20 protein-coding genes are annotated in these 24,751 nt (G+C 69.7%); 18 read left to right on the top strand and 2 right to left on the bottom strand.

The window, feature by feature from the left end:
- The first annotated feature begins 43 nt into the window (after positions 1–43).
- The 7 genes from ACYVKZ_RS15695 to ACYVKZ_RS15725 all read left to right on the top strand — a co-directional run bounded on the left by ACYVKZ_RS15695 (position 44) and on the right by ACYVKZ_RS15725 (position 8,789).
- On the top strand, positions 44–1,573 hold the full coding sequence (locus tag ACYVKZ_RS15695; RefSeq protein ID WP_460993144.1) for an ABC transporter substrate-binding protein: 1,530 nt from the start codon (positions 44–46) through the stop codon (positions 1,571–1,573).
- Positions 1,574–1,645: 72 nt separating this feature from the next.
- Positions 1,646–2,587, top strand: coding sequence for an ABC transporter permease (locus ACYVKZ_RS15700; RefSeq protein WP_460993145.1), 942 nt, complete (start codon positions 1,646–1,648; stop codon positions 2,585–2,587).
- Positions 2,584–4,464, top strand: a complete 1,881-nt coding sequence (locus tag ACYVKZ_RS15705; RefSeq protein WP_460993146.1) for a dipeptide/oligopeptide/nickel ABC transporter permease/ATP-binding protein — start codon at positions 2,584–2,586, stop codon at positions 4,462–4,464. Before ACYVKZ_RS15700 ends, ACYVKZ_RS15705 begins: the two co-directional genes overlap by 4 nt.
- Positions 4,464–5,330 (top strand): ATP-binding cassette domain-containing protein, encoded by an 867-nt coding sequence (locus ACYVKZ_RS15710; protein WP_460993147.1) that lies wholly within the window; start codon positions 4,464–4,466, stop codon positions 5,328–5,330. Before ACYVKZ_RS15705 ends, ACYVKZ_RS15710 begins: the two co-directional genes overlap by 1 nt.
- A gap of 216 nt (positions 5,331–5,546) precedes the next feature.
- Positions 5,547–6,407: a sugar phosphate isomerase/epimerase family protein gene (locus tag ACYVKZ_RS15715; RefSeq protein ID WP_460993148.1), complete on the top strand. Its 861-nt coding sequence runs from the start codon at positions 5,547–5,549 to the stop codon at positions 6,405–6,407.
- 18 nt (positions 6,408–6,425) lie between these two features.
- Positions 6,426–7,592 (top strand): Gfo/Idh/MocA family protein, encoded by a 1,167-nt coding sequence (locus ACYVKZ_RS15720; protein WP_460993149.1) that lies wholly within the window; start codon positions 6,426–6,428, stop codon positions 7,590–7,592.
- A gap of 117 nt (positions 7,593–7,709) precedes the next feature.
- Positions 7,710–8,789, top strand: coding sequence for a LacI family DNA-binding transcriptional regulator (locus tag ACYVKZ_RS15725; protein ID WP_460993150.1), 1,080 nt, complete (start codon positions 7,710–7,712; stop codon positions 8,787–8,789).
- Here the strand turns inward: ACYVKZ_RS15725 and ACYVKZ_RS15730 are convergent.
- Positions 8,740–9,783, bottom strand: coding sequence for a LacI family DNA-binding transcriptional regulator (locus tag ACYVKZ_RS15730; RefSeq protein WP_460993151.1), 1,044 nt, complete (start codon positions 9,781–9,783; stop codon positions 8,740–8,742). The two genes, ACYVKZ_RS15725 and ACYVKZ_RS15730, sit on opposite strands and share 50 nt — an antisense overlap.
- Before the next feature lie 142 nt (positions 9,784–9,925).
- On the opposite strand from ACYVKZ_RS15730, the gene ACYVKZ_RS15735 reads away from it, so the two are divergent.
- The 8 genes from ACYVKZ_RS15735 to ACYVKZ_RS15770 all read left to right on the top strand — a co-directional run bounded on the left by ACYVKZ_RS15735 (position 9,926) and on the right by ACYVKZ_RS15770 (position 20,081).
- On the top strand, positions 9,926–10,762 hold the full coding sequence (locus ACYVKZ_RS15735) for a sugar phosphate isomerase/epimerase family protein (RefSeq protein WP_460993152.1): 837 nt from the start codon (positions 9,926–9,928) through the stop codon (positions 10,760–10,762).
- A 70-nt stretch (positions 10,763–10,832) separates the two neighbouring features.
- On the top strand, positions 10,833–12,254 hold the full coding sequence (gene uxaC / locus ACYVKZ_RS15740; RefSeq protein WP_460993153.1) for a glucuronate isomerase: 1,422 nt from the start codon (positions 10,833–10,835) through the stop codon (positions 12,252–12,254).
- Between the two features lie 12 nt (positions 12,255–12,266).
- Positions 12,267–13,592, top strand: a complete 1,326-nt coding sequence (locus ACYVKZ_RS15745; protein WP_460993154.1) for a mannitol dehydrogenase family protein — start codon at positions 12,267–12,269, stop codon at positions 13,590–13,592.
- A gap of 151 nt (positions 13,593–13,743) precedes the next feature.
- A complete protein-coding gene (manD, locus tag ACYVKZ_RS15750) occupies positions 13,744–14,973 on the top strand; it encodes a D-mannonate dehydratase ManD (RefSeq protein WP_460993155.1) in 1,230 nt (409 codons plus the stop codon).
- Positions 14,970–15,482, top strand: coding sequence for a gluconokinase (locus ACYVKZ_RS15755; RefSeq protein WP_460993156.1), 513 nt, complete (start codon positions 14,970–14,972; stop codon positions 15,480–15,482). Before manD ends, ACYVKZ_RS15755 begins: the two co-directional genes overlap by 4 nt.
- A gap of 127 nt (positions 15,483–15,609) precedes the next feature.
- Entirely contained in the window at positions 15,610–17,454 is a 1,845-nt protein-coding gene (gene uidA / locus ACYVKZ_RS15760; RefSeq protein WP_460993157.1) for a beta-glucuronidase, read from the top strand.
- Positions 17,455–17,501: 47 nt separating this feature from the next.
- The gene (gene uidB, locus ACYVKZ_RS15765; protein ID WP_460993158.1) at positions 17,502–18,929 is read left to right on the top strand and encodes a glucuronide transporter; all 1,428 of its coding nucleotides are present in this window, start codon (positions 17,502–17,504) and stop codon (positions 18,927–18,929) included.
- A gap of 177 nt (positions 18,930–19,106) precedes the next feature.
- Positions 19,107–20,081, top strand: coding sequence for a phosphodiesterase (locus ACYVKZ_RS15770; RefSeq protein WP_460993159.1), 975 nt, complete (start codon positions 19,107–19,109; stop codon positions 20,079–20,081).
- A 12-nt stretch (positions 20,082–20,093) separates the two neighbouring features.
- Here the strand turns inward: ACYVKZ_RS15770 and ACYVKZ_RS15775 are convergent, their stop codons facing one another.
- Positions 20,094–21,710 (bottom strand): stealth conserved region 3 domain-containing protein, encoded by a 1,617-nt coding sequence (locus ACYVKZ_RS15775; RefSeq protein ID WP_460993160.1) that lies wholly within the window; start codon positions 21,708–21,710, stop codon positions 20,094–20,096.
- A 130-nt stretch (positions 21,711–21,840) separates the two neighbouring features.
- Between ACYVKZ_RS15775 and lhgO the strand changes: the two genes are divergently transcribed.
- From lhgO to ACYVKZ_RS15790, 3 genes are all read left to right on the top strand, one after another.
- On the top strand, positions 21,841–23,043 hold the full coding sequence (lhgO, locus tag ACYVKZ_RS15780; RefSeq protein ID WP_460993161.1) for an L-2-hydroxyglutarate oxidase: 1,203 nt from the start codon (positions 21,841–21,843) through the stop codon (positions 23,041–23,043).
- Between the two features lie 79 nt (positions 23,044–23,122).
- Positions 23,123–23,701, top strand: coding sequence for an orotate phosphoribosyltransferase (gene pyrE / locus ACYVKZ_RS15785; protein WP_460993162.1), 579 nt, complete (start codon positions 23,123–23,125; stop codon positions 23,699–23,701).
- 37 nt (positions 23,702–23,738) lie between these two features.
- Positions 23,739–24,740 carry a thioesterase domain-containing protein gene (locus tag ACYVKZ_RS15790; protein ID WP_460993163.1) on the top strand — a complete coding sequence of 334 codons (1,002 nt, stop codon included), beginning with the start codon at positions 23,739–23,741 and terminating at the stop codon, positions 24,738–24,740.
- The last annotated feature ends 11 nt before the right edge of the window (positions 24,741–24,751 follow it).

Below are 24,751 nucleotides of genomic sequence, written 5' to 3' on the forward strand. Positions count from 1 at the left end.
GAGAGGCGCCCGGTCCCGCACCCCTCACCGAAGGAGCCTGACAATGAAGTTGCGCCTGAGCGCGGCGGCCGTGGTGGCCGCCGCCACCCTCGCCCTGACCGCCTGCGGTGGCGGTGGCGGTGGGACATCCGGAAGCAGCCAGGGCGCGGCGCCGCCGCTCACCCTCGGAGCCCTCGCCGACGTGCGGTCGTGGGACTCCTCGCAGGCCCACGTAGGCCACCTGCTCCAGCCCTACCAGCTGGCCTACGACTCGCTGCTCCTGCGCGAACCGGACGGCAAGCTCAGCCCCATGCTCGCCACGAAGTGGCAGTACAACTCGGACAACACGGTCCTCACGCTCGACCTCCGCACTGACGTCACGTTCAGCGACGGAACGAAGTTCGACGCCACGGCCGCCAAGGCCAACATGGACAACTTCAAGAAGGCCAACGGCCCGCAGATGCAGCAGCTGGCAGCCGTCAAGGAAGTCAAGGCCCTGGATCCCGCGAAGCTCGAGATCGACCTGAGCCAGCCGGATCCGGCGCTGGAGTTCAACCTCAGCCAGGCCTCCGGGCTCATGGAGAGCCCCAAGGCGATCGGCGCCGACAGCACCAAGGCGGTCCCGGTGGGCAGCGGTCCCTACATCATGGACAAGGCCGCCTCTGCGGCGGGTTCGCAGTACGTCTTCACGGCAAACCCGAACTACTGGAACAAGGGCCTGCAGAAGTTCTCCAAGGTGACCCTCAAGGTCCTGACCGACCTCACGGCCCGGACGAACGCCGTGGTCTCGGGCCAGGTGGACGCCACCCTGCTCGACCCGAAGACCGGCAAGCAGGCGGAGGGAGCGGGCCTGAAGTCCGCCGTGAACCAGACCGACTGGCAGGGCCTGCTGCTCCTTGACCGGGACGGGGCCGCCAACAAGGCGCTCGCCGACGTCCGCGTGCGCCAGGCGATCAACTACGCGCTGGACCGCAAGACGATCCTCGACCAGGTCATGCTCGGACAGGGCACCCCGACCAGCCAGGTCTTCGGCAAGGAGAGCGGCGCCTGGGTGGACGGCCTCGAGAACGCCTACCCGTACGATCCGTCCAAGGCCAAGCAGCTCCTCGCCGCCGCCGGCCACGCGAACGACGTCGTGATCGATGTCCCCGCGATCAACGGCTTCGAGACAGTGCTCGCCGTGGTTAAGCAGCAGCTTGCCGATGTGGGCATCACCCTCAACGTCGGCGCCGCCCTCTCCACCACGACCTACACGGCTGACATCGCGGCGAAGAAGTATCCCTCGATCTTCTTCAGCCTCTTCCAGGGCGAGCCGTGGGTGGCGATCAACCAGATCATCTCCACGCAGGCGCTGTACAACCCGTTCAAGACCACCACGCCCGAGCTCCAGGCCAAGATCGACGCCGTCCAGCACGGAGGCGCGAACGCGGCCAAGCTTGCCCAGGATGTCAACAAGTACGTCACCGAGAACGCCTGGTTCGCTCCGCTGTACCGGGTGAACCAGATGTACTACTACAACTCGAAGAAGATCACCGTGACGCCGCAGATCCAGCAGGCCGTCCCGTCGATCTACAACTACGCCCCGGCGAAGTAGCCGATCCGCGCCGGGACCGGGGACCCCTCCCGGTCCCGGCCCCCGGACCCGTCCCCATCACCCGGAGCCAGCATGCTTCCCTTCATCCTCAAACGGCTCGGCAGCGGCGTCGCCGTGCTGTTCGCCGTGTCCTTCCTGACCTTCTTCCTGCTGTACTTCTCCAGCGACGGGATCGCCCGCAACCTCGTGGGCGACCAGGCCTCCCCGGAGCAGGTCCTTGCCAAGGCCCACGAGCTTGGGCTGGACCAACCGATGCTCGTCCGCTACTTCCACTGGCTCGGCTCCGCCTTCACCGGCGACCTCGGATCATCGTGGTTCACGTCCCAGCCGGTGACCGACGCGCTCGCGACCCGGATCCCCGTCACCCTGACGATGGTCGTCGTGGCCATGCTCCTCATCGCCGCGATCGCGACCCTCCTCGGCGTGACGGCCGCGGTCCGCCGCGGCTGGGTGGACCGCGTGGTCCAGGTCGGCGCCGTCATCGGCGACTCTGTGCCCGGCTTCGTGATCGGCATCATCCTGGTCGTCTTCTTCGCGATCCGGCTGCAGTGGTTCCCCGCGACCAGCACCATCGCACCCGACTCGGGGCCCGCGGACTGGGCCCTCTCCCTGACCCTTCCGATCATCGCCCTCGTCATCAACGGCGTCACCGGCGGTGCCCAGCAGATTCGCTCCGCCGTCATCAAGCAGCTCGAGCGCGACTATGTGCGCACCCTGCGCAGCCGCGGCATCGGGGAGAACGAGATCCTCTTCAAGCACGTCCTCCGCAGCGCGGCCCCGGCCGGCCTCACCGTCCTGAGCCTGCAGTTCATCGGCATGCTCGGCGGCGTCGTGATCATCGAGTCCATCTTCGCGCTGCCAGGGCTCGGGCCCCTCGCCGTGAACTCCACGAGCCAGAGCGACCTGCCGGTCGTCATGGGCATCGTGATGTACACGGTGGTCGTCGTCATCATCGTCAATCTCCTCGTCGACCTGCTCAACGGCTGGCTCAACCCCAAGGTGCGTGTCTCATGACCACCCCCGCAACGGCTCCCGCGGGCCAGACCGGCGCGGTCGTCCGCTCGAGCGCCGTCAGGCGCCTCTTCACCAACCCCATGGGGATCGTCGCCGTCACGCTGCTGACCGTCATCGTGCTCCTGGTCTGCCTCGCACCGGTCCTGGCCCCCTTCGAGGAGAACTTCGCCAACATCACCAAGACGCTCGCCGCACCCGACGGCATCAACCTCCTGGGCACCGACAGCGCCGGGCGCGACGTGTGGAGCCGTCTCCTCTACGGCGGCCGGCTCACCCTGCTCTCCGCCCTGTTGTGCGCCGCCGTCGCGATCGCGATCGGCCTGCCCACGGGCCTCCTCGCCGGGTACTACGGCGGCTGGTTCGACACCGCCTCCAACTGGGTGGTCTCGATCCTGATGAGCCTGCCGGGCCTCATCGTCCTGCTGACCGTCCGGGCAGCCTTCGGCCCGAACGTCTGGACCGCCATGGTGGCCTTCGGCATCCTCATCAGCCCCAGCTACTTCCGGCTCACGCGCTCCGCGGTCCAGTCCGTGCGCAACGAGCTCTACGTCGACGCCGCGCGCGTCGCCGGGCTCTCCGACGCGAGCATCATCGGCCGCCACGTCCTCTCGGTGGTCCGGGCGCCGATCATCATCCAGACGGCGGCTGTGTGCGGGATTGCAATCGCCATCCAGTCCGGGCTGGAGTTCCTCGGCCTCGGCGACCCGGGCAAGGCCACGTGGGGCGTCATGCTCAGCGACGGCTTCCGCAACCTCTACCTCAAGCCCGAGCTCGTGTTCTGGCCCGCGCTGGCCATGGGCCTGACCATCGGTGCCCTCGTGCTCCTCGGCAACGCGGTCCGCGATGCGCTCGAGGACGCGGACAAGGTGCCCGGGAAGAAGACAGGGGCTGCGCTGGCAGCAGGAGTCGACGCAGCGGTCGGTTCCGCCACGAGCGCGGCCATGGGTGCGACGTCGGGCGTCGACCCCATCCCGCACGTCCGGAAAATCCGGCCGGTGGCCAAGGCCGCCACCCCGCCGGTGCCGGAGGGCACCGAGCACCACCTGCTGAAGGTGACCGGCCTGGGGATCGGCTACCCGCAGGCGGACGGGAGCGTGAAGAAGGTCGTGGACAACGTCTCGTTCCACGTGGACCGGGGCGAGATCGTGGGCATCGTGGGCGAATCGGGCTCGGGCAAGTCCCAGACCGCGTTCTCCATCCTCGGCCTCCTCCCCGACAACGCCCGCATCGTGGCCGGCACCATCCAGTTCGACGGCAGGTACACGGTCGCTCCGGCTGACGACCGGGTGGACCAGCACCGCGTCGCGCCGCTGCGCGGCAAGCGGATCGCGTACATCCCCCAGGAGCCCATGAGCAACCTGGACCCGGCCTTCACGATCGGCTACCAGCTCGTGACCCCGATGGTCCGCGTGCTCAAGGTGACCAAGGGGGAGGCGAAGGCCCGCGCGCTCAAGCTGCTCGCCGACGTCGGCATCCCCAGCCCGGAGCGCACCTTCGCCGCGTACCCGCACGAGGTCTCCGGGGGCATGGCCCAGCGCGTCCTCATCGCGGGGGCCATGAGCTGCGAGCCGGACCTCATCATCGCGGATGAGCCCACGACGGCGCTCGACGTCACCGTCCAGGCCGAGGTCCTCGATCTCCTGCGGGACCTGCAGGGCCGCCTCGGCATGGGCATGGTCCTCGTCACCCACAACTTCGGCGTGGTGGCGGACCTCTGCGACCGGGTGGTCGTGATGCAGGACGGCCGACTCGTCGAGGAGGGGCCGGTGCGGGAGATCCTGCGGAGCCCGAAGGAGCCCTACACGCAGATGCTGCTCGCCTCGATGCTCGAGGGCAAGGAGCCCATGACCATGCTGACCCGGACGGAGGCCGTGTGATGAGCGAGCGTGTGATGAGCGAGCAGCTCGCACCAGAGGGGAAGCTCCTCGAGGTGAGCGACCTTGTGGTCGAATACCCCGGCAAGGGGTTCCGCGCCACACCGTTCCGGGCGCTGTCCGGGGTCGGCGCCGAGATCGCCGAGGGCGAGACGCTCGGCCTCGTGGGCGAGTCCGGCTCGGGCAAGACGACGCTCGGGCGCGCGCTCCTGGGCCTCGCCCCGGTCACCGGCGGGAGGATCCTGTTCCAGGGCCGAGACATCTCCCACGCGTCCCGCGCCCAGCGGCGGCGCCTGTCCCGCGACATCCAGGTGGTGTTCCAGGACCCGTACACGTCCCTCAACCCGGCCATGACGATCGGGGATATCCTCGCCGAGCCGCTGAGGGTGCAGGGCCAGGGGGAGGCCGAGGCCCGGCGGCGTATCAGGGAGCTCCTCGACCAGGTGAACCTCCCCGCCGACGCGATCCACCGGCTTCCGCGCGAGTTCTCGGGCGGGCAGCGCCAGCGCGTGGCGATCGCGAGGGCCCTGGCCCTCGCGCCGAAGCTCATCGTGTGCGACGAGCCCGTCTCCGCGCTGGACCTGTCGACCCAGGCCCGCGTGCTGGACCTCTTCCTCCAGATCCAGCGAGACACGGGGGTCGCGTACCTCTTCGTCTCCCATGACCTCGACGTCGTCCGGCACGTCTCGCACCGCGTCGCCGTCATGTACCGCGGCGAGATCGTGGAGGAGGGCGACGCCGAGCAGGTCACGCGGGAGCCCCGCCACCCCTACACCCAGCGGCTCCTGCTCGCCTCCCCTGTGCCCGATCCCGACCGTCAGGCCGAGCGGCGCGCGCAGCGGAAGGCGCTGCTCGCCGTCGGCGACTGAGCCGCCCCCAAGGCCAGCGCACGACGGCGGGTGGGAACCCCGCCGTCGTGCGCTCACCACGTGGCAGGCCCGGGACGGTCCCCGCAGTGGCAACGGGTACGGCAAGCGGTTTCCGTCCTGTGCCACGCCCGCTACGGTGGGATGAGAGCGTGAGGCCGCCCACCCGCGGCAGCCGGACACCGGCGAGAACCAGACAGCACGAGACCAAGGAGAACCATGGCCACCATCGGCGTCCAGGCAATGATGCTCAAGGACAGCTTCACGGAGATCGGCCCCTTCGAGACCCTCCGCAAGGTCGCGGAGATCGGCTACCGGGCGGTCGAGGTCTCCCAGATCCCGATGGACGAGCGGAACATTGCCGAGCTCGAGCGCGCCCGCAGCGAGCTCGGGATCGAGTTCGCCGCGCTCTCGGCCCAGGTGGACGGGGAGAAGGACCAGACGCCGTACGCGGTGCTGAACGACCTGGAGCGGACCGTTGCCGACTGCCAGCGGCTCGGCACCAAGATGTTGCGCATCGGCATGCTGCCGATGTCCGAGCTGCGCTCGGAGCAGCGCATCCTCGACTACGCGAAGCGGGCCAACGAGGCCGCGGAGGTCCTCGGCGAGCACGGCATCGCGCTGTACTACCACAACCACCATGTCGAGTTCGCGAAGATCGGCGGCCGCCACATCCTCGACGTCCTCGCCGACGCGGCCCCCGCGATGGGCCTCGAGATCGACGTCCACTGGGTGGCCCGCGGTGGCCTCGATCCGGTCCGGACTCTCGAGAAGTACGCGGGCCGCACGGCCATGGTGCACCTGAAGGACTACCGCATCGGCGCGCTCACCGACGAGGGGATCGACGCCTATGAGGCGGGAGACTTCGCTGCCTTCATGGGCCATTTCAAGGATGTGGTCCAGTTCGCCGAGGTGGGCGAGGGCAACCTCGACTTCGCGTCGATCGTCCCGAAGGCCATGGAGTCTGGCGCCGAGTACCTGCTCGTTGAGCAGGACCAGCTCTACGGGCGCACCGTGTTCGAGGCCCTGACCACCTCCCACGACAACCTCGTCGCCCTCGGCTTCGGCGACCTCTTCTAGAGCAAGGAGTCATCACCAATGAGCAGGAAAGTCCGCCTCGGCATCGTCGGGATCGGCGCACAGGGCAGCTCGTACGCGAAATTCATCGAGGACGGCCTGGTGCCGAACATCGAGGTCGCCGCGATCGCCGAGACCGACCCCGCCAAACGGGAGAAGGTCGCCTCGCTGTACCCGGACGTGCACGTCTTCGACGACTACGTCACGATGCTCGAGTCAGGTGCCGTCGAGGCCGTCGTCACGACGGTGCCGCACTACCTGCACCCCGAGATGGGCATCCAAGCGCTCGAGCGCGGGATCCACGTGCTGCTCGAGAAGCCGGCCGGCGTCCACACGAAGCAGGTCAAGGCGCTCAACGAGTTCGCCGCGACAAAGCCCGAGCTGACCTTCGCGATCATGTTCAACCAGCGCAACAACCCCCTCTACCGCAGGCTCAAGGAGATCGTCGACGCGGGCGAGATCGGGGCGATCAAGCGCACCAACTGGATCATCACCACGTGGTGGCGGCCCCAGGGATACTACGACCAGTCCGCGTGGCGCGCCACGTGGGGCGGCGAGGGCGGCGGCGTCCTAGTCAACCAGGCGCCACACCAGCTGGACCTGTGGCAGTGGATTTGCGGGGTGCCGGAAAAGGTCTTCTCCAAGGTCGCCTACGGCTTCCGCCGCGACATCGCGGTCGAGGACGAGGTCACCGCGGTGGTCGACTACGGCGACGGCGCGACGGGCGTTTTCGTCACGGCCACGCACGACATCACCGGCACCGACCGGTTCGAGATCCTCGGCGATGCGGGCAAGATCGTCGTCGAGAACTCGAAGACGGCTGTTGTGACGCGCTTGAACAAGCCCGAGCGCGAGCTCAGCGAGGGCATGGACATGGACGACGTCCGCAAGATGTTCATGGGCCAGTTCAACCCGGCAGACTTCTACACGGAGGAGACCATCGAGTTCGAGTCCGCGTGGGGCGCCCAGCACTCCGGCGTCCTCGAGAACTTCGCTGCGAACATCCTCGACGGCACCCCGCTTCTCGCGCCGGGCACCGACGGCATGCTCGGGGTCCGCCTGGCCAATGCCATCCACCTCTCGAGCTGGACCGGCAAGGAGGTCTCGATGGACTTCGACGAGGATGAGTTCCTCGTCGAGCTCAACAAGCGCATCGCGGCCGAGGGGAAGTTCGCCGAGCGCTCCTAACAGCGCCGGCTCCCTCGACTCTCCCCATCGGCTGCTCCGCACCTGTCGTTCCGACCGACCAGAACGAGGCCTGCGGAGCAGCCGTTTCTGGGAGCATGGACTCAGGAGGGAGTCCCCGTGCCCAGGCCCCAAGCCACGATCTACGACATCGCCGCGCTCGTCGGCGTCAACCCGTCCACGGTCTCCCGCGCCCTGACACGGCCCGGGCGCGTGAGCGCGCAGACCCAGCGCCGCATCGAGGAGGCTGCCCGGGAGCTCGACTACCGCGTCAACACGGTCGCCCGGGCCGTGAAGACGGGTCGCCTGATGACCCTGGGCCTGCTCGTGCCGGACATCTCCTACGCGGTCTTCCAGGACATACTGCGCGGAGCGGAGCAGGCCGCACGAGAGGCGGGCTACCTCGTGCTCGTCGGCGAGGAGTTCCGTTCGGGGCCCGCGGAGCTCGACTGGGCGCGCCGCGTGCAGTCCGCGGTCGACGGCGTGATCCTCACCTCGCCGCGCATCCCCGACGACCGGATCCGCCAGATCGCCGAGGTCAAGCCCACGGTCGTGGTGAACCGGGACGCGCACGGCGTGCCCAGCGTGGTGCCGGACGCCGCGGCGGGAGTTCGAGCCGCCGTCGCCCGCGCGGCCGGGCTGGGCCACCGCCGGCTGGTCTACCTGCCCGGCGTGACGGGCTCCTGGATGTCCCGGCACCGGTGGGAGGTCATCAGGGCCGCCGGGGCGGAGGCGGGAATCGAGGCCGTCTCGACGGGGCCCACCCGGCCGCAGTCCGTGCAGGCCGGGGCCGAACTGGCCGACGAGGTCCTCGCCAGCGGCTGCACCGTGGTCTTCGCGTTCAACGACCTCATGGCCATCGGGCTGCTCCAGGAGCTGCAGCGGCGGGGAGTTGCGGTGCCCGGGCACGTGAGCATCGTGGGGTTCGACAACATCAGCGGCTCCGAGTTCACGTCGCCGCGCCTTGCGACCATCGGCGCGCCCCTGAACGAGGCCGGCGCCCGCGCCGTGCGGATCCTGCTGTCCCGGATCGAGGGCGGCAGCGCGAGCGCGGGAGGCGCCTCCGCCGCGGCCGACGGCGGTGGGGCGCCCCCGCCGTCGTACGGGCTCGCGACGGTGTTCCACGACCGCGGCTCGCTCGCGGAAGCGGTCAGTCCGCGTGGCGCTCTGAAGCCGGCGCGGGACCGGTCGAGGCCCTGACCTCGAGGTGGGTGGGCATGACCGCGAGCCGGCGGGCGGACCCCGTGCGCAGCGGGTCCAGCTGGGCCAGGAGCATCGAGACCGCGGTGCGGCCGGCCTGCTCGATCGGGGAGGCGATGGTCGTCAGGGGCGGGTTGCAGAAGTCCGCGCCGAAGATGTTGTCGCAGCCCACGATGCTCATGTCCTCCGGGACGCGCACGCCGCGCTCGCGGAACCGCTGGAGCATGCCGATCGCGATGAGGTCGTTGAAGGCGATCACTGCCGATGCTCCCGTGCGCAGCGCCGCGTCGGCGGCCGCCGCTCCGGAGGACGTCTTGGGGGAGTACGGCCCGATCCGGGTGGCCTCCATGCCGCGCCTCGCGGCGGCCTCCTCGATCGCCTTCCACCTGCGGTGGGTCGACCATGAGCTCGTAGGGCCGCCCACGTAGGCGACCGCGCGGTGGCCGAGGGAGGCGAGGTGCTCGAGCGCCTGGACCATGGCCCCGGGGGTGTCGATGAGCACGGTCGGTGCGTCCGCGGTCGCGCGGTTGATTGTGACGAGGGGCTGGAGCCGCGCGGCCTCGGCGAGCTGGACATCCGTGAGGCGGGAGGCGGCGAGGATGATGCCGTCCGCCGTCCGGCGCAGCTTGCGCAGGGCATCGAGCTCGACGTCGGTGGCCTCCTCGGTGTCCACGAGCAGCTGTGTGTACCCGGCCGCCTTGAGCTGGTTCTGCGTGCCCCGGATGATGTCGAAGTAGAACGGGTTCGTCACGTCCGGGACGAGGACGGCGATGGCGCCGGTGCGGCCCGAGCTCAGGCCGCGGGCTTGGGAGCTGGGCACATAGTGCAGCTCCGCCGCGATCTTCTCAATCCGTTCCCGAGTGCGGGCGTTGACTCGCTGCGGGTTGGAGAGGGCCCGCGAGACCGTCGACGTGGCAACGCCGGCCCGGTCTGCGATGTCGCGGATGGTGGGCATCCGGTCGGGAGCGTCGTCGACCCGAGGAGACTCTGTCATGGCATCCAGTGGAGCAGGTCTGGCAAATTTTGGCAATCGCTTGCCGCTGGGTTTTTCCCCTTCGTAGACTCGCAAGTGCGTCCGGAACTGTGGACCGTCTCACACCGGCCGACGAAGCCTGCCTAGAGGAGTGACGTAGACCGTGCCAGAGACCAGCTGGAACCTATCGGGATTCGGCGACGAGATCGATGACGATCCCCGCATCCAGGCGGCGGTGATGCGAGCTCTCGGAGCAAGCTACATGGAGGTGCGCAGCGCCTGGGGGACCAACATCGTCGACCTGCCCGAGGAGCGGCTTGCAGAGCTGAAGGGGATCCTCGACGGCGCCGGGCTCAAGGCCTCCGCCATCGCCTCGCCGATCGGCAAGGTGGATGTCTCCCTGCCCATCGGGCACGAGGTCGAGCGGCTCGGCCGCGCCTTGCGCGCCGCCGAGGTGCTCGGCGCCCCGTATATCCGGGTCTTCTCCTTCTACTACGAGGGCCAGAGTGCCGAGGAAGCACGCGGTGCGGTCATTGAACGGATGGCGGCCCTGGCCGATCGCGCCGAGGGCACTGGCGTCGTGCTCGTGCACGAGAACGAGAAGGGCATCTACGGGGACATTCCGGAGCGCGTGCTGGACATCGTCGAGTCCGTGGACTCACCCGCGCTCAAGCTGGCGTGGGACAACGCCAACTTCGTCCAAGTGGGCATCAAGCCGTTCACCGATGCCTTCGAGCTGCTGCGCCCCCATACGGTGTACTTCCAGGTGAAGGACGCGCTCGCGGACTCCGGCAGAGTCGTCCCGGCCGGGGAGGGCGACGGCGAGCTGCTCGCCACTGTCGAGGGCTTCCGCGACAGCGGCTACTCGGGCTTCGTCTCGCTCGAGCCGCACCTCGCCGACGCCTTCGAGCTTGGCGGCTTCAGCGGCCCCTACGCGTTCGGTGTGGCCGCCCGGGCCTTCGCCAAGGTTCTCGAGAGGGCAGGCGTTCAGGCCGCCTGAACCGCCCGGCGCCGTCGCACTGCCGAGCACAGACCCATGACGAGCAGAGACAAAGAGAAGAGACTTTCCGATGACTGATTCCATCGGGGCCGACCCCGACCGCCTCCTGCCCGCCGAGCCGCGTACGCGTCAGATCGCGCGCGAGCTGCTCGCCGAGGTCGAGCACCTGCCGATCATTTCCCCGCACGGCCACGTGCCCGCAGATTGGATCGCCGACAACACCCCGTTCCCCGACCCGACCGCGCTCATCGTGAGTCCCGACCACTACGTGACACGGCTCATCCATGCCAGCGGCGTGCCGCTCGACCAGCTCAGAGTGGGGCCGGGTCCGTACAGCGTCGACTCACGCACCGCATGGCGGCGCTTCGCTGAGGCCTGGAAGCTCTTCGACGGCACCGCCTCGGGGTATTGGATCCGCAGCTCGTTCGAGCACGTGTTCGGCCTGCCCGGCGACGCGGTCGACAACTTCGGCGCGGACAACGCCGACGCCGTCTACGATGCCATCGCTGCCAAGCTCGCCGAGCCGGGCTTCCGCCCGCGGGAACTGTTCGCCGACTTCGGGATCGAGGTTCTGGCCACGACAGACGATCCCCTCGACACGCTCGAGGCCCATGCCCGGATCGCGGCGGACGAGGCCTTCGCCGGTCGCGTTCTGCCCACCTTCCGCCCCGACGCCTACATCAACGTGGCCCATCCTCAGTGGCCCGAACGAGTAGACCGGCTCACGGCGGAGGCGGGTGACGGGGTCGGCGGCTATTCCGGCTATCTCCGCGCCCTGGCGAACCGCCGCCGCCACTTCCTGGAACGCGGCGCCGTCTCGGCCGACCATGGCGTGCGGACGCCGCTCACCCTCAAACTCAGTAGACCAGAAGCCGAGGCACTCTTCGCCAATGCCCGCCGCGGGGAGGCCACGGCGGCCGACCGCGACGCCTTCGAGGCGCACATGATGTACGAGATGGCCCGCATGTCCGTCGAAGACGGGCTCGTCATGACGATCCACCCCGGCTCGTTCCGCAACCACCACCGGCCCACGTTTGAGGCCTACGGGCCCGATACTGGCCACGACATCCCATTCGCGATCAACTACACCGCCGGCATCCGGCCTCTGCTCGAGGACTTCGGCGCCGTGAGGGACTTCCACCTCGTCCTCTTCACGCTCGACGAGACGGTGTTTTCCCGGGAATTGGCCCCGCTTGCCGGCTTCTACCCCTCGGTCTACATCGGCGCTCCGTGGTGGTTCCTCGATGCGCCCGATGCCATGATGCGGTTCCGTTCGGCCGTCACCGAGACGACCGGCTTCACCCGGACCTCGGGCTTCATCGACGACACGCGGGCCTTCTGTTCAATCCCGGCTCGCCATGATGCGTCACGCCGGGTCGAGGCGAGCTTCCTGGCCCGCCTCGTCGCCGAGCACCGCGTGACCGAGGCCCGCGCCCACGAGATCATCGTGGACGTGGTCGATGGTTCACCGCGCCGCGTCTTCAAGCTCTAGGAGAGACTTCTTGTGACCACCTTCCCCGCCACGACCGGACTCTCCCTCCTCGGCCGCAAGGGCACGCCCAAGCCCCCCGTGCGGATCGTCCACCTCGGCCTCGGCGCCTTCCACCGCTCGCACCAGGCCTGGTACACCCAGCACGCTGGCGATGCCGCCGAGTGGGGCATCGCATCCTTCACTGGCCGCCGGCCCGACGCCGCCCTGACGCTGGCGGCCCAGGGTGGCCTCTTCACTCTGGTGGAACGCGGCCCCGAAGGCGACCACTTCGAAGTCGTCGGCGCTATCGCCGAGGCCGTGGACGGCGCGGACACGGGGCACCTCGCCGCGCTCCTCGCGGCGCCGAGCACAGCGATCGTGACACTGACCGTCACCGAGGCGGTCTACGAGAAGCACGACGCCGACTCTCCCCTCGGGCGGCTCGTCCGCGGTCTCGCAGCGCGCCGCGACGCTGCCGCAGGGCCAATTGCCGTGGTGAGCTGCGACAACGTGGCCGGCAACGGTACGGTGGCCGGTCAGGCCGTGCTGGCCATCGCGGAGGGCCTCGACGGTGGGCTTGCGGAGTGGGTGCGGGAGAACGTCAGCTTCGTGGGCACCTCGGTGGACCGCATCACCCCGCGGACCACGCCGGAGGACGTTGCGGAGGTCGCGGCCAAGTGTGGGTACCGGGACGAGGCTCCCGTGGTAACGGAGCCGTTCGCGAACTGGATCCTCTCCGGCGACTTCCCAGCTGGACGTCCGCGCTGGGAGGACGCGGGCGCGCAGTTCGTGACGGACATCGAGCCGTTCGAGAACCGCAAGCTCTGGCTCCTCAACGGCGCGCATTCGATCATGGCGTACGCGGGCCAGCTTCGCGGCCATGGGACGGTGGCCGAGGCGGTCGCCGATCCGGTCTGCCGTGATGCGGTGGAGGCGTACTGGGAGGAGGCCTCCCGGCACCTGACGCTGCCGGAGCTGAACGTGCCGGCGTACCGCAGCGCCCTCCTCGAGCGGTTCTCCAACCCGCGCATCGCGCACCATCTCGCTCAGATCGCGGCGGACGGCACCATGAAGCTGCGCATGCGAGCCGTCCCGGTCCTGACCGCAGAGCTGGCTGCCGGCCGCGGCGGCGTCGCGGCTGCTCGGATGATCGCGGTCTGGATCGACTTCGTCTCGGCAGCCGCTGCCCGGGGTGAGGACTTCCAGGATCCCCAGAAGGACCAGATCCTTGCCGCGGCTGCCCTCGAAGGTCGGGAGCGCACCCAGGCCCTCACCGCGCTCGTCTCGCCCGACCTCGCCGGCGATCCTCTCGTGGTCTCCCGCATCGACTCCCTCCGGGGTACGCTCGGCGCGGACTGACCCAGCCGGTGGCTGCGGAAATGGCAGCCCAATGGCAATTATTGGCAAGCGGTTGCCGACACCATGCCTGCCCACTAGTCTGAATCACATCTCCTCCGCCCCTCCGGCCGCCGGCTCGGGTGGCGATGCCCCGCAGTGAAAGGAAGCGGCAATGAAGATCGTCTCCGCTGAAGTCTTCGTGACGAGCCCGACCCGCAACTTCGTGACCCTCAAGGTCACGACCGACGAGGGCATCGTCGGCATCGGCGACGCGACCCTCAACGGCCGCGAACTCGCGGTCGCGGCCTACCTCAAGGAGCACGTCGCGCAGCTCCTCGTCGGGCGCGACCCGCATCGCATCGAGGACACCTGGCAGTTCCTCTACCGCTCCTCGTACTGGCGCCGCGGCCCTGTCACGATGGCTGCGATCGCCGCTGTCGACATGGCGCTGTGGGACATCAAGGGCAAGGTGGCTGGCCTGCCTGTCTACCAGCTCCTCGGCGGCGCCTCCCGCCGCGGCCTGCGCGCCTATGGGCACGCGTCCGGCACCGATCTCCCCTCCCTCTTCGACTCGATCCGGGAGCACCTCGAGAAGGGCTACAAGTCGATCCGCGTGCAGACCGCCATCCCGGGCATCAAGGCCGTCTACGGGGTGGCCGCCCAGACGCAGGCCTCGGGGGAGCGCTACGACTACGAGCCCGCGGGCCGCGGCGCGTTCCCGCAGGAGGAGGACTGGGACACCCGCGCCTACCTGCGCCACCTCCCCACCGTCTTCGAGGCCGTGCGCAACGAGTTCGGCCCCGAGATCCCGCTCCTGCACGACGGCCACCACCGCATGACCCCGATCCAGGCAGGCAAGCTCGGCAAGGCCCTCGAGCCCTACGACCTGTTCTGGCTCGAGGACTGCACCCCCGCCGAGAACCAGGAGGGCCTCCGCCTGGTCCGCCAGCACACCACCACGCCCCTGGCCATCGGCGAGATCTTCAACACCGTCTGGGACTTCCAGCTGCTCATCCGCGAGCAGCTCATCGACTACGTCCGCGCCGCCTCGACCCACTTCGGCGGCATCTCGCCGCTGAAGAAGGTCATGGACTACGCGGCCCAGTACCAGATCAAGTCCGGCTTCCACGGCCCTACGGACATCTCCCCGGTCGGCTTCGCCGCCCAGCTGCACGTGGGCCTTGCGATCCACAACTACGGGATCCAGGAGTACATGCAGCACTCCGAGAAGACCAACACCGTCTTCGAGCAGTCCATGACCTTCAAGGACGGCTACCTCCACCCCGGGGACAAGCCCGGCCTCGGCGTCGACTTCAATGAGGAGGCCGCGAACTCCTTCCCGTACCAGCAGGCCTACCTGCCGTACAACCGCCTCATCGACGGCACGGTGCACGACTGGTGACCGACACAGCGGACGGCGGGACGCTCCACGTCATCGCCATGGGCGTCTCCGGATGCGGCAAGAGCACGGTGGGCAGGCTCCTCGCCCAGGAGCTGGGCGGAGAGTTCCTCGACGGCGACGACCTGCATCCGGAGGCCAACGTCGCCAAGATGGCGGCGGGCATCCCGCTCGACGACGCGGACCGGGAGCCCTGGCTGCGCCTGATCGGGGAGAAGATGGCCGGTGCCTCGGGGACCATGGTGATCGGCTGCAGCGCGCTCAAGCGCGCGTACCGGGACATGATCCGCGACGCGGCCCCGGACACGGCGTTCGTGCACCTCCACGGCACGCGCGAGCTCCTCGCCGCCCGCATGGCGGCCCGGCCCGGCCACTTCATGCCCGTCTCCCTCCTGGACTCGCAGCTGGCCACGCTCGAGCCGCTGCAGGAGGACGAGCGCGGCCGGGTGTTCGACATCGCCGAGCAGCCCCTGCAGATCGCGCGCGAGGCCTCGGAGTGGCTCCGGTCCTGAGCGCCGGGCCGCTCCGACTGGGCCGAGAAGGCGCATGGCAATTATTGGCAAACGATTGCCACAACTTTCCACTCGTTCTTACGCTGGAACCGGACCTGATTCCTCCAGCCCAAGGACGTGCAGCACCATGCTCAAGCCGCAAGACGGACCCACCCGCGAACTCGTGAGCCTCGACGGGCTCTACGCCTTCAGGGTCGACGCCGCGAACGAGGGGCTCCGCGGGCGGTGGCAGGATGCGCCGCTGGAGACGCCGCTCGAGATGGCCGTCCCTGCCAGCTACAACGATGTCTTCGCCGATGCGTCCGTGCGCAGCCACGTCGGCTGGGTCTGGTACCAGCGCGAGGTCCGCGTCCCGCGCGGCTGGGCCGGCGAGCGGATCGTCCTCCGCTTCGCCTCCGTCACCCACGGCGCGAAGGCCTTCGTCGGCAGCGCCCTCGTGGCCGAGCACCAGGGCGGCTACACGCCGTTCGAGGCGGACATCACCGACCACGTCACGGCCGGCGGCACGTTCCGCCTCACGGTCGCCGTGAACAACGAGCTCACCCAGGCCACGATCCCGCCCGGCAGCGTCGCCGAGGACGCCTCGGGCCGGCGCACGCAGACGTACATGCACGACTTCTACAACTACGCCGGCATCCACCGCAGCATCGCCCTCTACACGACCCCCGCTGTGCACGTCGAGGACGTCACGGTGGTCACGGGCTTCGACGGCAACGGCACCACCGGCACGGTCGACTACGCCGTCCTCGTTGCGGGGGAGCGCGCCGACATCCACCCCGTGCGCGTCCGCGTCCTGGACGACGGCGGAACCGAGGTGGGCGCCGCCGAGGGGATCTCGGGCACCGTGGCGATCCCCGACGTCGTCCGCTGGCAGCCCGGGAAGGGCTACCTCTACCGCCTCGTCGTCGAGGTCCTCGCGCACGACGCCGATCCCGGCACGGGTGCCACGGCCGGCGGTCCCACCGTGGTCGACTCCTACACCCAGACGTTCGGCGTCCGCACGGTCGAGGTCCGCGGCACCGACTTCCTCATCAACGGCGAGCCGTTCTACTTCACCGGCTTCGGCATGCACGAGGACCACGGGACCATCGGCAAGGGCCACTCCGGCGCCCACATGGTCAACGACTTCTCCCTCCTGGAGTGGATCGGGGCGAACTCCTTCCGGACCTCGCACTACCCGTACTCCGAAGAGGTCATGGACTACGCCGACCGGCACGGGATCGTGGTCATCGACGAGACCCCTGCCGTGGGGCTCAACGCCGACTTCGCCGGGTTCTTCGGCACCGGCGCGAAGAAGACCTACGGGCCCGACTTCGTCAGCGGGGAGACTGCGGCGGCGCACCGCCGGGTCATCGAGGAGCTCATCGCGCGGGACAAGAACCACCCGTCCGTGGTGATCTGGTCCATCGCGAACGAGCCGCAGTCCTCCGAGGAGGGTGCGCGCGGGTACTTCGAGCCCCTGGCCGCGCTCGCCCGCGAGCTGGACCCCACCCGTCCCGTGGGCTTCGTCAACGTCATGTTCGATGGGCCGGACAAGGACACCATCACGGACCTGTTCGACGTCATCATGCTCAACCGCTACTACGGCTGGTACGTCAACACCGGCGACCTCGTGGCCGCGGAGGCCGCGCTGGAGGCCGAGCTGCGCGCGTGGGACGCCAAGCTCGGCAAGCCGATCATCATGACCGAGTACGGTGCGGACACCCTCGCAGGCTTCCACTCGCTGTACGACCAGCCCTGGAGCGAGGAGTACCAGGCGGACCTGCTGGACATGTTCCACCGCGTGTTCGACCGGGTCGACGCGATGGCCGGCGAGCACGTGTGGAACTTCGCCGACTTCGCCACCTCCAACGGGATCATGCGCGTGGACGGCAACAAGAAGGGCGCCTTCACCCGGGACCGGCGCCCCAAGGCCGCGGCCTTCGCCCTGCGCCGGCGCTGGACCCAGAACAAGACCACGTCCCAGGCCTGAGCGCCGCGCCCCAGGCCGCACCACAGCAAGCACCAAGGACCACGACAATGACGTCTTCACCCACCCCCGCCCCATCGAAGGCCGGCAAGCTCAGCCTGACGAGCATCATCGGCTACGGCGCGGGCGACGCCGCGAACAACCTCGCGTTCACCACCACCACGATGTTCCTGCTCGTCTACTACACGGACGTGGCGGGCATCTCCGCGGCCGCCGCGGGGACCCTGTTCCTCGTGGTGCGCATCTTCGATGCCTTCTCCGACCTGCTGGCGGGGCGGATGGTGGACCGCACCTATACGAAGCGCTGGGGCAAGTTCCGGCCGTTCATCCTGTTCGGCGCGCTGCCGCTCATGGTGCTCACGTTCCTGAACTTCCACATCCCCCAGATCGGCGCGGACGGGAAGCTGGCCTACGCCTACATCGTCTACGCCGCCTTGGGGCTGGCCTACTCGCTCGTGAACATTCCGTACGGCTCGATGGCTGGGGCCATGACCCCACGGCCCAAGGAGCGCGCCAAGCTCGCGTCCTCGCGGACCATCGGGGCGCTGCTCGTCGGCTCGGCGCTCGGGATCTTCGTGGCCCCGCTGCTCAAGGCGGGGGCCAATCTCCAGCCGATCTTCACGACCGTGACGGTCGTCTTCATGGTCCTCGGCACGGCGCTGTACCTGTTCACGTTCTTCACTACCCGCGAGAAGGTGGTCCGCGACGTCCCCAAAGTCTCCTTCAAGCAGAGCATGCAGACGCTCAAGGGGAACAAGCCGCTGCTGATGCTGTGCCTGTCCTCGGTGCTCTTCCTCTCCGGCTACCTCTCGCTGACCACCGTGCAGGTGTACTACTTCCGCGACGTGCTGCACAGCCTGGCCCTCATCCCGGTGCTCTCGATCGTCCAGCTCGTCGTGACCCTCGCCCTCGGCGCCGTGATGCCCGCCATCGTCGCGCGGACCGGCAAGCGCGCCGTGTACATCGCGTTCGTCGGCGTCCTGGTGGTGGGCGGCGTGATCGTGCTCTTCTCGCCGGCCGCCCTCGTGTGGCTCGGCTTCCTCGGCTTCGTGATCGCGATGGCCGGCGTGGTGGGCGTCAACATCGTCGTGTGGGCCCTCGAGGCCGACACGGTCGAGTACGGCGAGTGGAAGACCGGCGTCCGCTCCGAGGGCATCATCTACTCGCTCTTCTCGTTCACCCGCAAGACCGGCCAGGCGATCGGCGGGGCCCTCGCCGGCTACGCGATCGCGTGGGGCGGCTACAACGGCCACGCGGCCCAGCAGTCCCCCCAGGCGGTGCTCGGGATCCAGATCGCCGCGGGCCTCATCCCCGCGGTCCTCGCCATCGCCGCCGGCGTGATCATGTTCTTCTACGACCTCACCGACGAGCGGCACGCCAAGATCGTCGCCGAGATCCGCGAGCGGCACGTCCAGGCCGGGGCCGGCCTCGGTGCGGACTCGGAGACGGTCGCGCTGCACTCGCAGCCGGAGGGCTGAGCCGGGACCGGCCACAGCGGAAGGGCGGACGACGGCGGAACGCGAGTTCCGCCGTCGTCCGCCTCTGTGCTTCCTCAATGTTTCATGGTTTGTGGCGCGTTAACTGGACATTCACCCGCGCGATGCCTTGGATGTGTGCACTGGGGAAACTGACTCCGAGACGATAGAAGGGTCCCGATGGGTACCATCCAGGCCGAGCATCCGCGGCCGCGCCACTTCCTCCTCCATGTCAGCGACACGCACCTGCTCGGCGATGGACTCCTCGCGGGCTCCCTCGACTCCGAGGCGCGGCTGCGCCGCCTGTTCGCCCAGATGCACGACGCCGGCGGCTCGCCCGAGGCGATCGTCGTCACCGGCGACCTCGCGGACCGGGGCGAGCCGGAGGCGTACACGCGGCTGCGCGAGATCGCGGAACCGGCCGCCGAGGCCCTGGGCGCCCGCCTGATCTGGGCCATGGGCAACCACGACTCGCGGCCCGCGCTCCGGGAGCACCTGCTCGGCGAGGAGCCGTCCGCGGAGCCGTTCGACCGGGTGCACTGGATCAACGGGCTGCGCGTCGTCGTGGTCGACACGAGCGTCCCGGGCGCGCACCACGGCGAGCTCTCGCCCGCACAGCTCGACTGGCTCGCCGAGGAGCTGAGCTTCCCGGCACCGGACGGCACGATCCTGGCCATGCACCACCCGCCCGTGCCGTCCGTGCAGGAGCTCGCGGTGCTCGTGGAACTCCGCGGCCAGGCGGCGCTCTCCGACGTGTTGCGCGGCTCGGACGTGCGGGCCATCCTCGCCGGCCACCTGCACTACTCGACCTCGGGGATGTTCGCGGGGATCCCCGTCTCCGTCGCCTCGGCCACGTGCTACACGCAGGATCTCGCTGCCGCCGTCGACCCGGCCACAGGCCTGCGGGCCACGCGCGGCCGCGACGGCGCCCAGGCGTACAACCTGGTCCACGTGTACGCGGACTCCGTGGTCCACTCGGTGGTGCCGGCCGCGGGCGGCGCCACCGTGGGCAGGTTCGTGCCGGCGGAGGACGTCGAGCGGATCCTCGCCGAGCACGGGATCACCTTCCCCGCCGACGACGGCGCGGGCCGGCGAACGCGCCGGGCCACGTCCGAGAAGGTCGGGCCGGCCACCGGCATGCTGCCCACCGTCTGAGGCGGCCCGGCGCTACCCTGCCGCCGGCCGCTCCCAGGGCGCCGGGATCGGGAAGTACTTCTCGAGGAAGTCCGTCACCCGTTCCTGGCGCTCCTCGCCGGAGACCTCCGGGTACGAGCCGTCGTTGAGGCAGAAGAAGTCCTGGTTGCGCTTCTTCAGCAGCCTGGGCAGCGCGTCGAGACCGGCATGGACCGTCGTGTCGATGTACTGGACCTTCGCGCCCACCTTCGTCACCGCGCGGCCCGTGAGCAGCGCGTAGTAGTGGTAGAAGGAATTGGTGACCGAGATGCTGTCCCACGAGCGGAAGCGCGCGGCAGCCGTCCGGCCGAACTCCTCGGGGAACTCCTGCTCCATCTCCAGCAGCACGGACTTCCGCAGGGGCGCCGCCGTGTGCTCGAGGTGCCGCGTGGTGATGCGGCCGAACCGCTCGTAGAGGAGCCGCCGGTTCACCCGGGCGGCGTTCTCGTGGCCCGAGCGGTCGAGGTGGTTGTCGCCGAGCCCGATCCGGGTCGAGGCCTCGATGAACTTGGTGATCCCGCCGGGGGAGAAGAACATGTCCGGTCCGAGGGGCCGGCCGAAGAACATGTCGTCGTTCGAGTAGAGGAAGTACTCGGAGAGGCCGTCGATGTGCTGCAGCTGGGACTCGATGGCCTGGGAGTTGAAGACCGGCAGCACCGAGGGGTCCTTGTAGTGGTCCGCGGCCGGGACGATGGTGATCCGCTCATGGGAGGTCTCGAGCCACGCCGGCGGCTTCGAGTCGGTGCAGATGAAGATCCGCCCGATCCACGGGGCGAACATGTGCACGCTGCGCAGGGCGTACTTGAGCTCGTTGATCTGCCGCACACGGGCGTCGGCGTCGTCGCCCTCGCCGTGGACCACCCCGGGCAGGAAGGACTCGCGGTAGCGCCGCAGCTCGGGGTCCGCGCCGTCCACCCACGAGAACACGATGTCGATCGTGAAGTCGATGTCCGTCGCGTGGTCCGCGAACATGTTCTCGATGGTCGGCCAGGTCCGGCCGAAGCGCTCAACGGTTCCGCGGACCGCCTCATTGCGCGGGAGCGTGCGCCGGGTGAGGGAGTTCTCGATGGGCAGCTGGAGGGTCTCGCCCTCCCACTTCCACAGCTCCACCTGCACGCCGGTCTCGTGGCCGTACCGCAGCCCGCCCGCCGGCTCGATCCGCGGCCGGTAGAGCCGGAACATGCGGGCCTGCCCGGACTCCGCGAGCCGGCCGTCCGCCACGAGCAGGGCCCGGTCCTTCCGCGCGTCCACCGTCAGGGAGTAGAAGGGCTCGTCGCGGCACGCCTCGACGAGGGCGCGGCGCAGGTCCTTGCGCCGGGTCCAGTCCACCGCGATCACCGGGCGCGCGTCGTTGCCGCGCACCAGGAGGTAGGGGATGTCCGCACGGTCCAGCACGTCGCGGACGAACAGCAGGTCCTGCACCATCGCCTCGTGGGGCGTCTGCGTTCGGTTGACCAGCGCGTACCCGCGCTTCTTGTGCCGGAGGACGTCGTCCCTGTCCGCGAGCCGCCGCCCTGCTTCGGCGGAGGTGACCTCGAGCGCAGCGGGGGCCGGTTCCGTGGTGTCCGGAGTCGCATGGTAGACCTCGGCAGGCGTCGGGGACGTGTTCACTGGCCTCCTCTGGGAAACATTGGGGTTCTGGGCACATGATAGGCCCCGTGGGCCCTCGGCGGGGGCCGGCTCCTCGCTAGGCTGGGCCCAGCCGGCATGGCCAGGCAACCGGCCGGGGGAGAGGAGTGCCGTGGGCGCAGGGGAGTCGTTCGCCGTCGTGGGTGCGGGGATCATCGGGGCGGCCGTCGCGCGCGAGCTCACCCGCCGGTTCCCGGGCGCCGCGGTCACCGTGTTCGAGAAGGAGCCCCGCCCGGCCGCGCACCAGACTGGGCACAATTCCGGGGTCGTGCATGCGGGCCTCTACTACGAGCCCGGCGGCCTCAAGGCGCGGCTGTGCCGCCGCGGCGTCGGGCTCCTGCGCGACCTCTGCGCCGAGCGCGCCCTCCCGTACGAGGCCTGCGGGAAGGTTGTCGTCGCCCTCGACGCCGGCGAGGAGGCCAGGCTCGAGGGGATCTTCGAGCGGGCGGTCGCCAACGGCGTCCCCGGCGTGCGCCTGGTCAGCGCCGGCGAGCTGCGCGAGATCGAGCCCAACGCCGTCGGCCGGCGCGCGCTCTACTCGCCCGAGACGGCGATCGTGGACTACGCCCGCGTCACCGAGGCCCTCCTCGACGACGCGCGCGCGGCCGGGGGTTCCGTCCGGTTCGGCACCGAGGTGCGGGCCGTGGCCGAGACCGGTGCGTCCGCGACCGTGGAGACGGCTCACGGGCGCGAGCGGTTCGACGCGGTCATCGCCTGCGCAGGGCTGCAGTCCGACCGCCTCGCGGCCCGGTCCGGAGAGGAGGAGGGGCCGGCCATCGTGCCCTTCCTCGGCCAGTACTTCGTCCTCGAGGCCGCCTACCGCGACGTGGTGCGGGGTCTGGTCTACCCGGTCCCGGACCCGCGCTACCCGTTCCTCGGCGTGCATCTGACCAAGCGGGTGGACGGCGAGATGACCGTGGGTCCCAACGCCTTCCTGTCCCTCTCCCGCGAGGGGTACGCGGGGCTCGGCCTCGATGTGCGGGACGTCGCCTCCACGCTGTCCTTCGGCGGCTTCTGGCGGTTCGCGGGCGGCAACCTGGTCACGGCGGCCCGGGAAATCCGCACGCTCGCCTCGCCCGCGCGCTTCATCGCCGAGGCCGGACGGTACGTTCCGGCGCTCGCGGGGGCACGGGCGGTGGGCGCTTCCCGCGGCGTCCGGGCCCAGGCCATGAACCGGGACGGCAGCCTCGTGGACGACTTCGCGATCCAGCGCCGCGGCCGCATCACGCACATCCGCAATGCGCCCTCGCCCGGCGCAACCTCGTCGATGGCGATCGCCGAGCACATCGTCGAGAACCTCTCCCTCCCCGCCTGACCGCCCGCGCCGACGGGGTGACCTCGTGCTCGGGCGGGGTGACCTCGCGCCGTCGTGCGTCGCCACTAGAATCGGTGCCATGACTGACGCCGTACCCGTTGACATCGCCGCCGCCCGCGCCCGCCTGCTGGAGCTCATCAAGGAGCTCGCCGTGGTGCGGGGCTCGGTGATCCTCTCGAGCGGCAAGGAAGCGGACTACTACGTGGACCTGCGGCGCATCACGCTGCACCACGAGGCGAGCCAGCTCGTGGGCCTGGTCATGCTGGACCTCATCGACCGCGCCGGAGTCCAGGTGGACGCCGCGGGGGGGCTCACCATGGGCGCCGACCCGGTGGGCACTGCCGTCATGCACGCCGCCCGCGAGGCCGGCCGCGCCGTCGACGCGTTCGTGGTGCGCAAGGCGCAGAAGTCGTACGGCATGGGCCGGCAGGTCGAAGGCCCGGGGGTGGAGGGCCGCAAGGTCGTGGTCCTCGAGGACACCTCGACCACCGGCGGCTCGGCGCTCGCGGCCGTCGAGGGCGTGCGCAACGCGGGCGGGGAGGTGACGGCGGTGGCCGTCATCGTGGACCGTGCCACGGGCGCGAAGGAGCGCATCGAGGCCGAGGCCGGCGTGCCGTACCTCTTCGCGTTCGGAAAGGACGAGCTCGGTCTCGACTGAGGGACCTGGCCCGGGCAGCGACGTGGGGGGACCATCCGTGGACCCGGCGCTCCTCCTGGCCGCGCTGCGGGTCAAGGCCTTCTCCCGCCGCGCCTTCCTCGGCGGCGCGACGGCCTCGACGCTGCTCGCCGCGGACATGTTCGTCACCCGCGAGGTGCAGAGCCGGCGCCGCCAGACGGTGCTGCTCGACCTCGCGGACGACACCGCTCGGGAGCGCTTCCCGGGCACGTCCTGGATCCTGTTCCCCGGCTACAAGACGAGCTGGGAGGAGGCACGGATCATCCTCGCCTCCCTGCGGTCTTCCCTCTCGGAACGGGGGCAGCTCGCCGCGGTGGGGTACTCCAACCTGGGCCTCGACCTGGAGGAGATCCTGGACACCCTGCGGGTCTACATCCGCCAGCGGCGCCTGCGCACCCTCTACTTCTACGGGCACTCCTTCGGCGGGATGGTTGCCGTCGAGGCCGCCGCGAGGCTGCTGGCCGAGGACGGACTCCAGGTCGAGGTGATCCTCCTCGACTCGACGCCGGCCTCGAAGTTCGACGTCCTCGACCAAGGCTGGTTCGACTCGGTCGTGTACCTGTACGACCTCGGGATCCGGATCCCGTCCGTGGTGCGCGGCGGCTACGAGTTCGGCGAGCGGGTGGTGCACAAGAACGAGCGCACGTGGGGCCAGATCGTCAACCAGACCCTCGAGCAGCTCTCCCCGCTCGCGCCCTCCAACGTGCTCATCCAGAGCGAGTCGGAGTACATCTACCAATGGGACGCCACCCGTTTCACCGACTCGCTCGGCACGGTCCAGATGGCCTTCATCGGCAACCCGGGGGACCAGACCGTGGACTACGCCTCAGCCCGGTCCCGTTGGGAGCGGCTGTTCGCGAAGAACATGGTGAGCTCGGACCTGCAGACGATCGGGGCGTTCCCGGCCCATGCGAGCCCTCAATGGAGCGGCATCGTCTACAACCGCGTCCTCAACCGGCTCCTGCCCCAGCTGCTCCCCCTGCCCCGGAGGGTGGGAGGAGCCGGAGGCGGGGCCGGGTAGGGCGCACAGGC

Source organism: Sinomonas soli, from assembly GCF_054782415.1.

Excerpts from the sequence above, each read along its gene's own strand:
- ACYVKZ_RS15695 (WP_460993144.1), top strand. The coding sequence starts at position 44 with ATGAAGTTGCGCCTGAGCGCGGCGGCCGTGGTGGCCGCCGCCACCCTC.
- ACYVKZ_RS15700 (WP_460993145.1), top strand. The coding sequence starts at position 1,646 with ATGCTTCCCTTCATCCTCAAACGGCTCGGCAGCGGCGTCGCCGTGCTG.
- ACYVKZ_RS15705 (WP_460993146.1), top strand. The coding sequence starts at position 2,584 with ATGACCACCCCCGCAACGGCTCCCGCGGGCCAGACCGGCGCGGTCGTC.
- ACYVKZ_RS15710 (WP_460993147.1), top strand. The coding sequence starts at position 4,464 with ATGAGCGAGCGTGTGATGAGCGAGCAGCTCGCACCAGAGGGGAAGCTC.
- ACYVKZ_RS15715 (WP_460993148.1), top strand. The coding sequence starts at position 5,547 with ATGGCCACCATCGGCGTCCAGGCAATGATGCTCAAGGACAGCTTCACG.
- ACYVKZ_RS15720 (WP_460993149.1), top strand. The coding sequence starts at position 6,426 with ATGAGCAGGAAAGTCCGCCTCGGCATCGTCGGGATCGGCGCACAGGGC.
- ACYVKZ_RS15730 (WP_460993151.1), bottom strand. The coding sequence starts at position 9,783 with ATGACAGAGTCTCCTCGGGTCGACGACGCTCCCGACCGGATGCCCACC.
- uxaC (WP_460993153.1), top strand. The coding sequence starts at position 10,833 with ATGACTGATTCCATCGGGGCCGACCCCGACCGCCTCCTGCCCGCCGAG.
- manD (WP_460993155.1), top strand. The coding sequence starts at position 13,744 with ATGAAGATCGTCTCCGCTGAAGTCTTCGTGACGAGCCCGACCCGCAAC.
- uidA (WP_460993157.1), top strand. The coding sequence starts at position 15,610 with ATGCTCAAGCCGCAAGACGGACCCACCCGCGAACTCGTGAGCCTCGAC.
- uidB (WP_460993158.1), top strand. The coding sequence starts at position 17,502 with ATGACGTCTTCACCCACCCCCGCCCCATCGAAGGCCGGCAAGCTCAGC.
- ACYVKZ_RS15770 (WP_460993159.1), top strand. The coding sequence starts at position 19,107 with ATGGGTACCATCCAGGCCGAGCATCCGCGGCCGCGCCACTTCCTCCTC.
- pyrE (WP_460993162.1), top strand. The coding sequence starts at position 23,123 with ATGACTGACGCCGTACCCGTTGACATCGCCGCCGCCCGCGCCCGCCTG.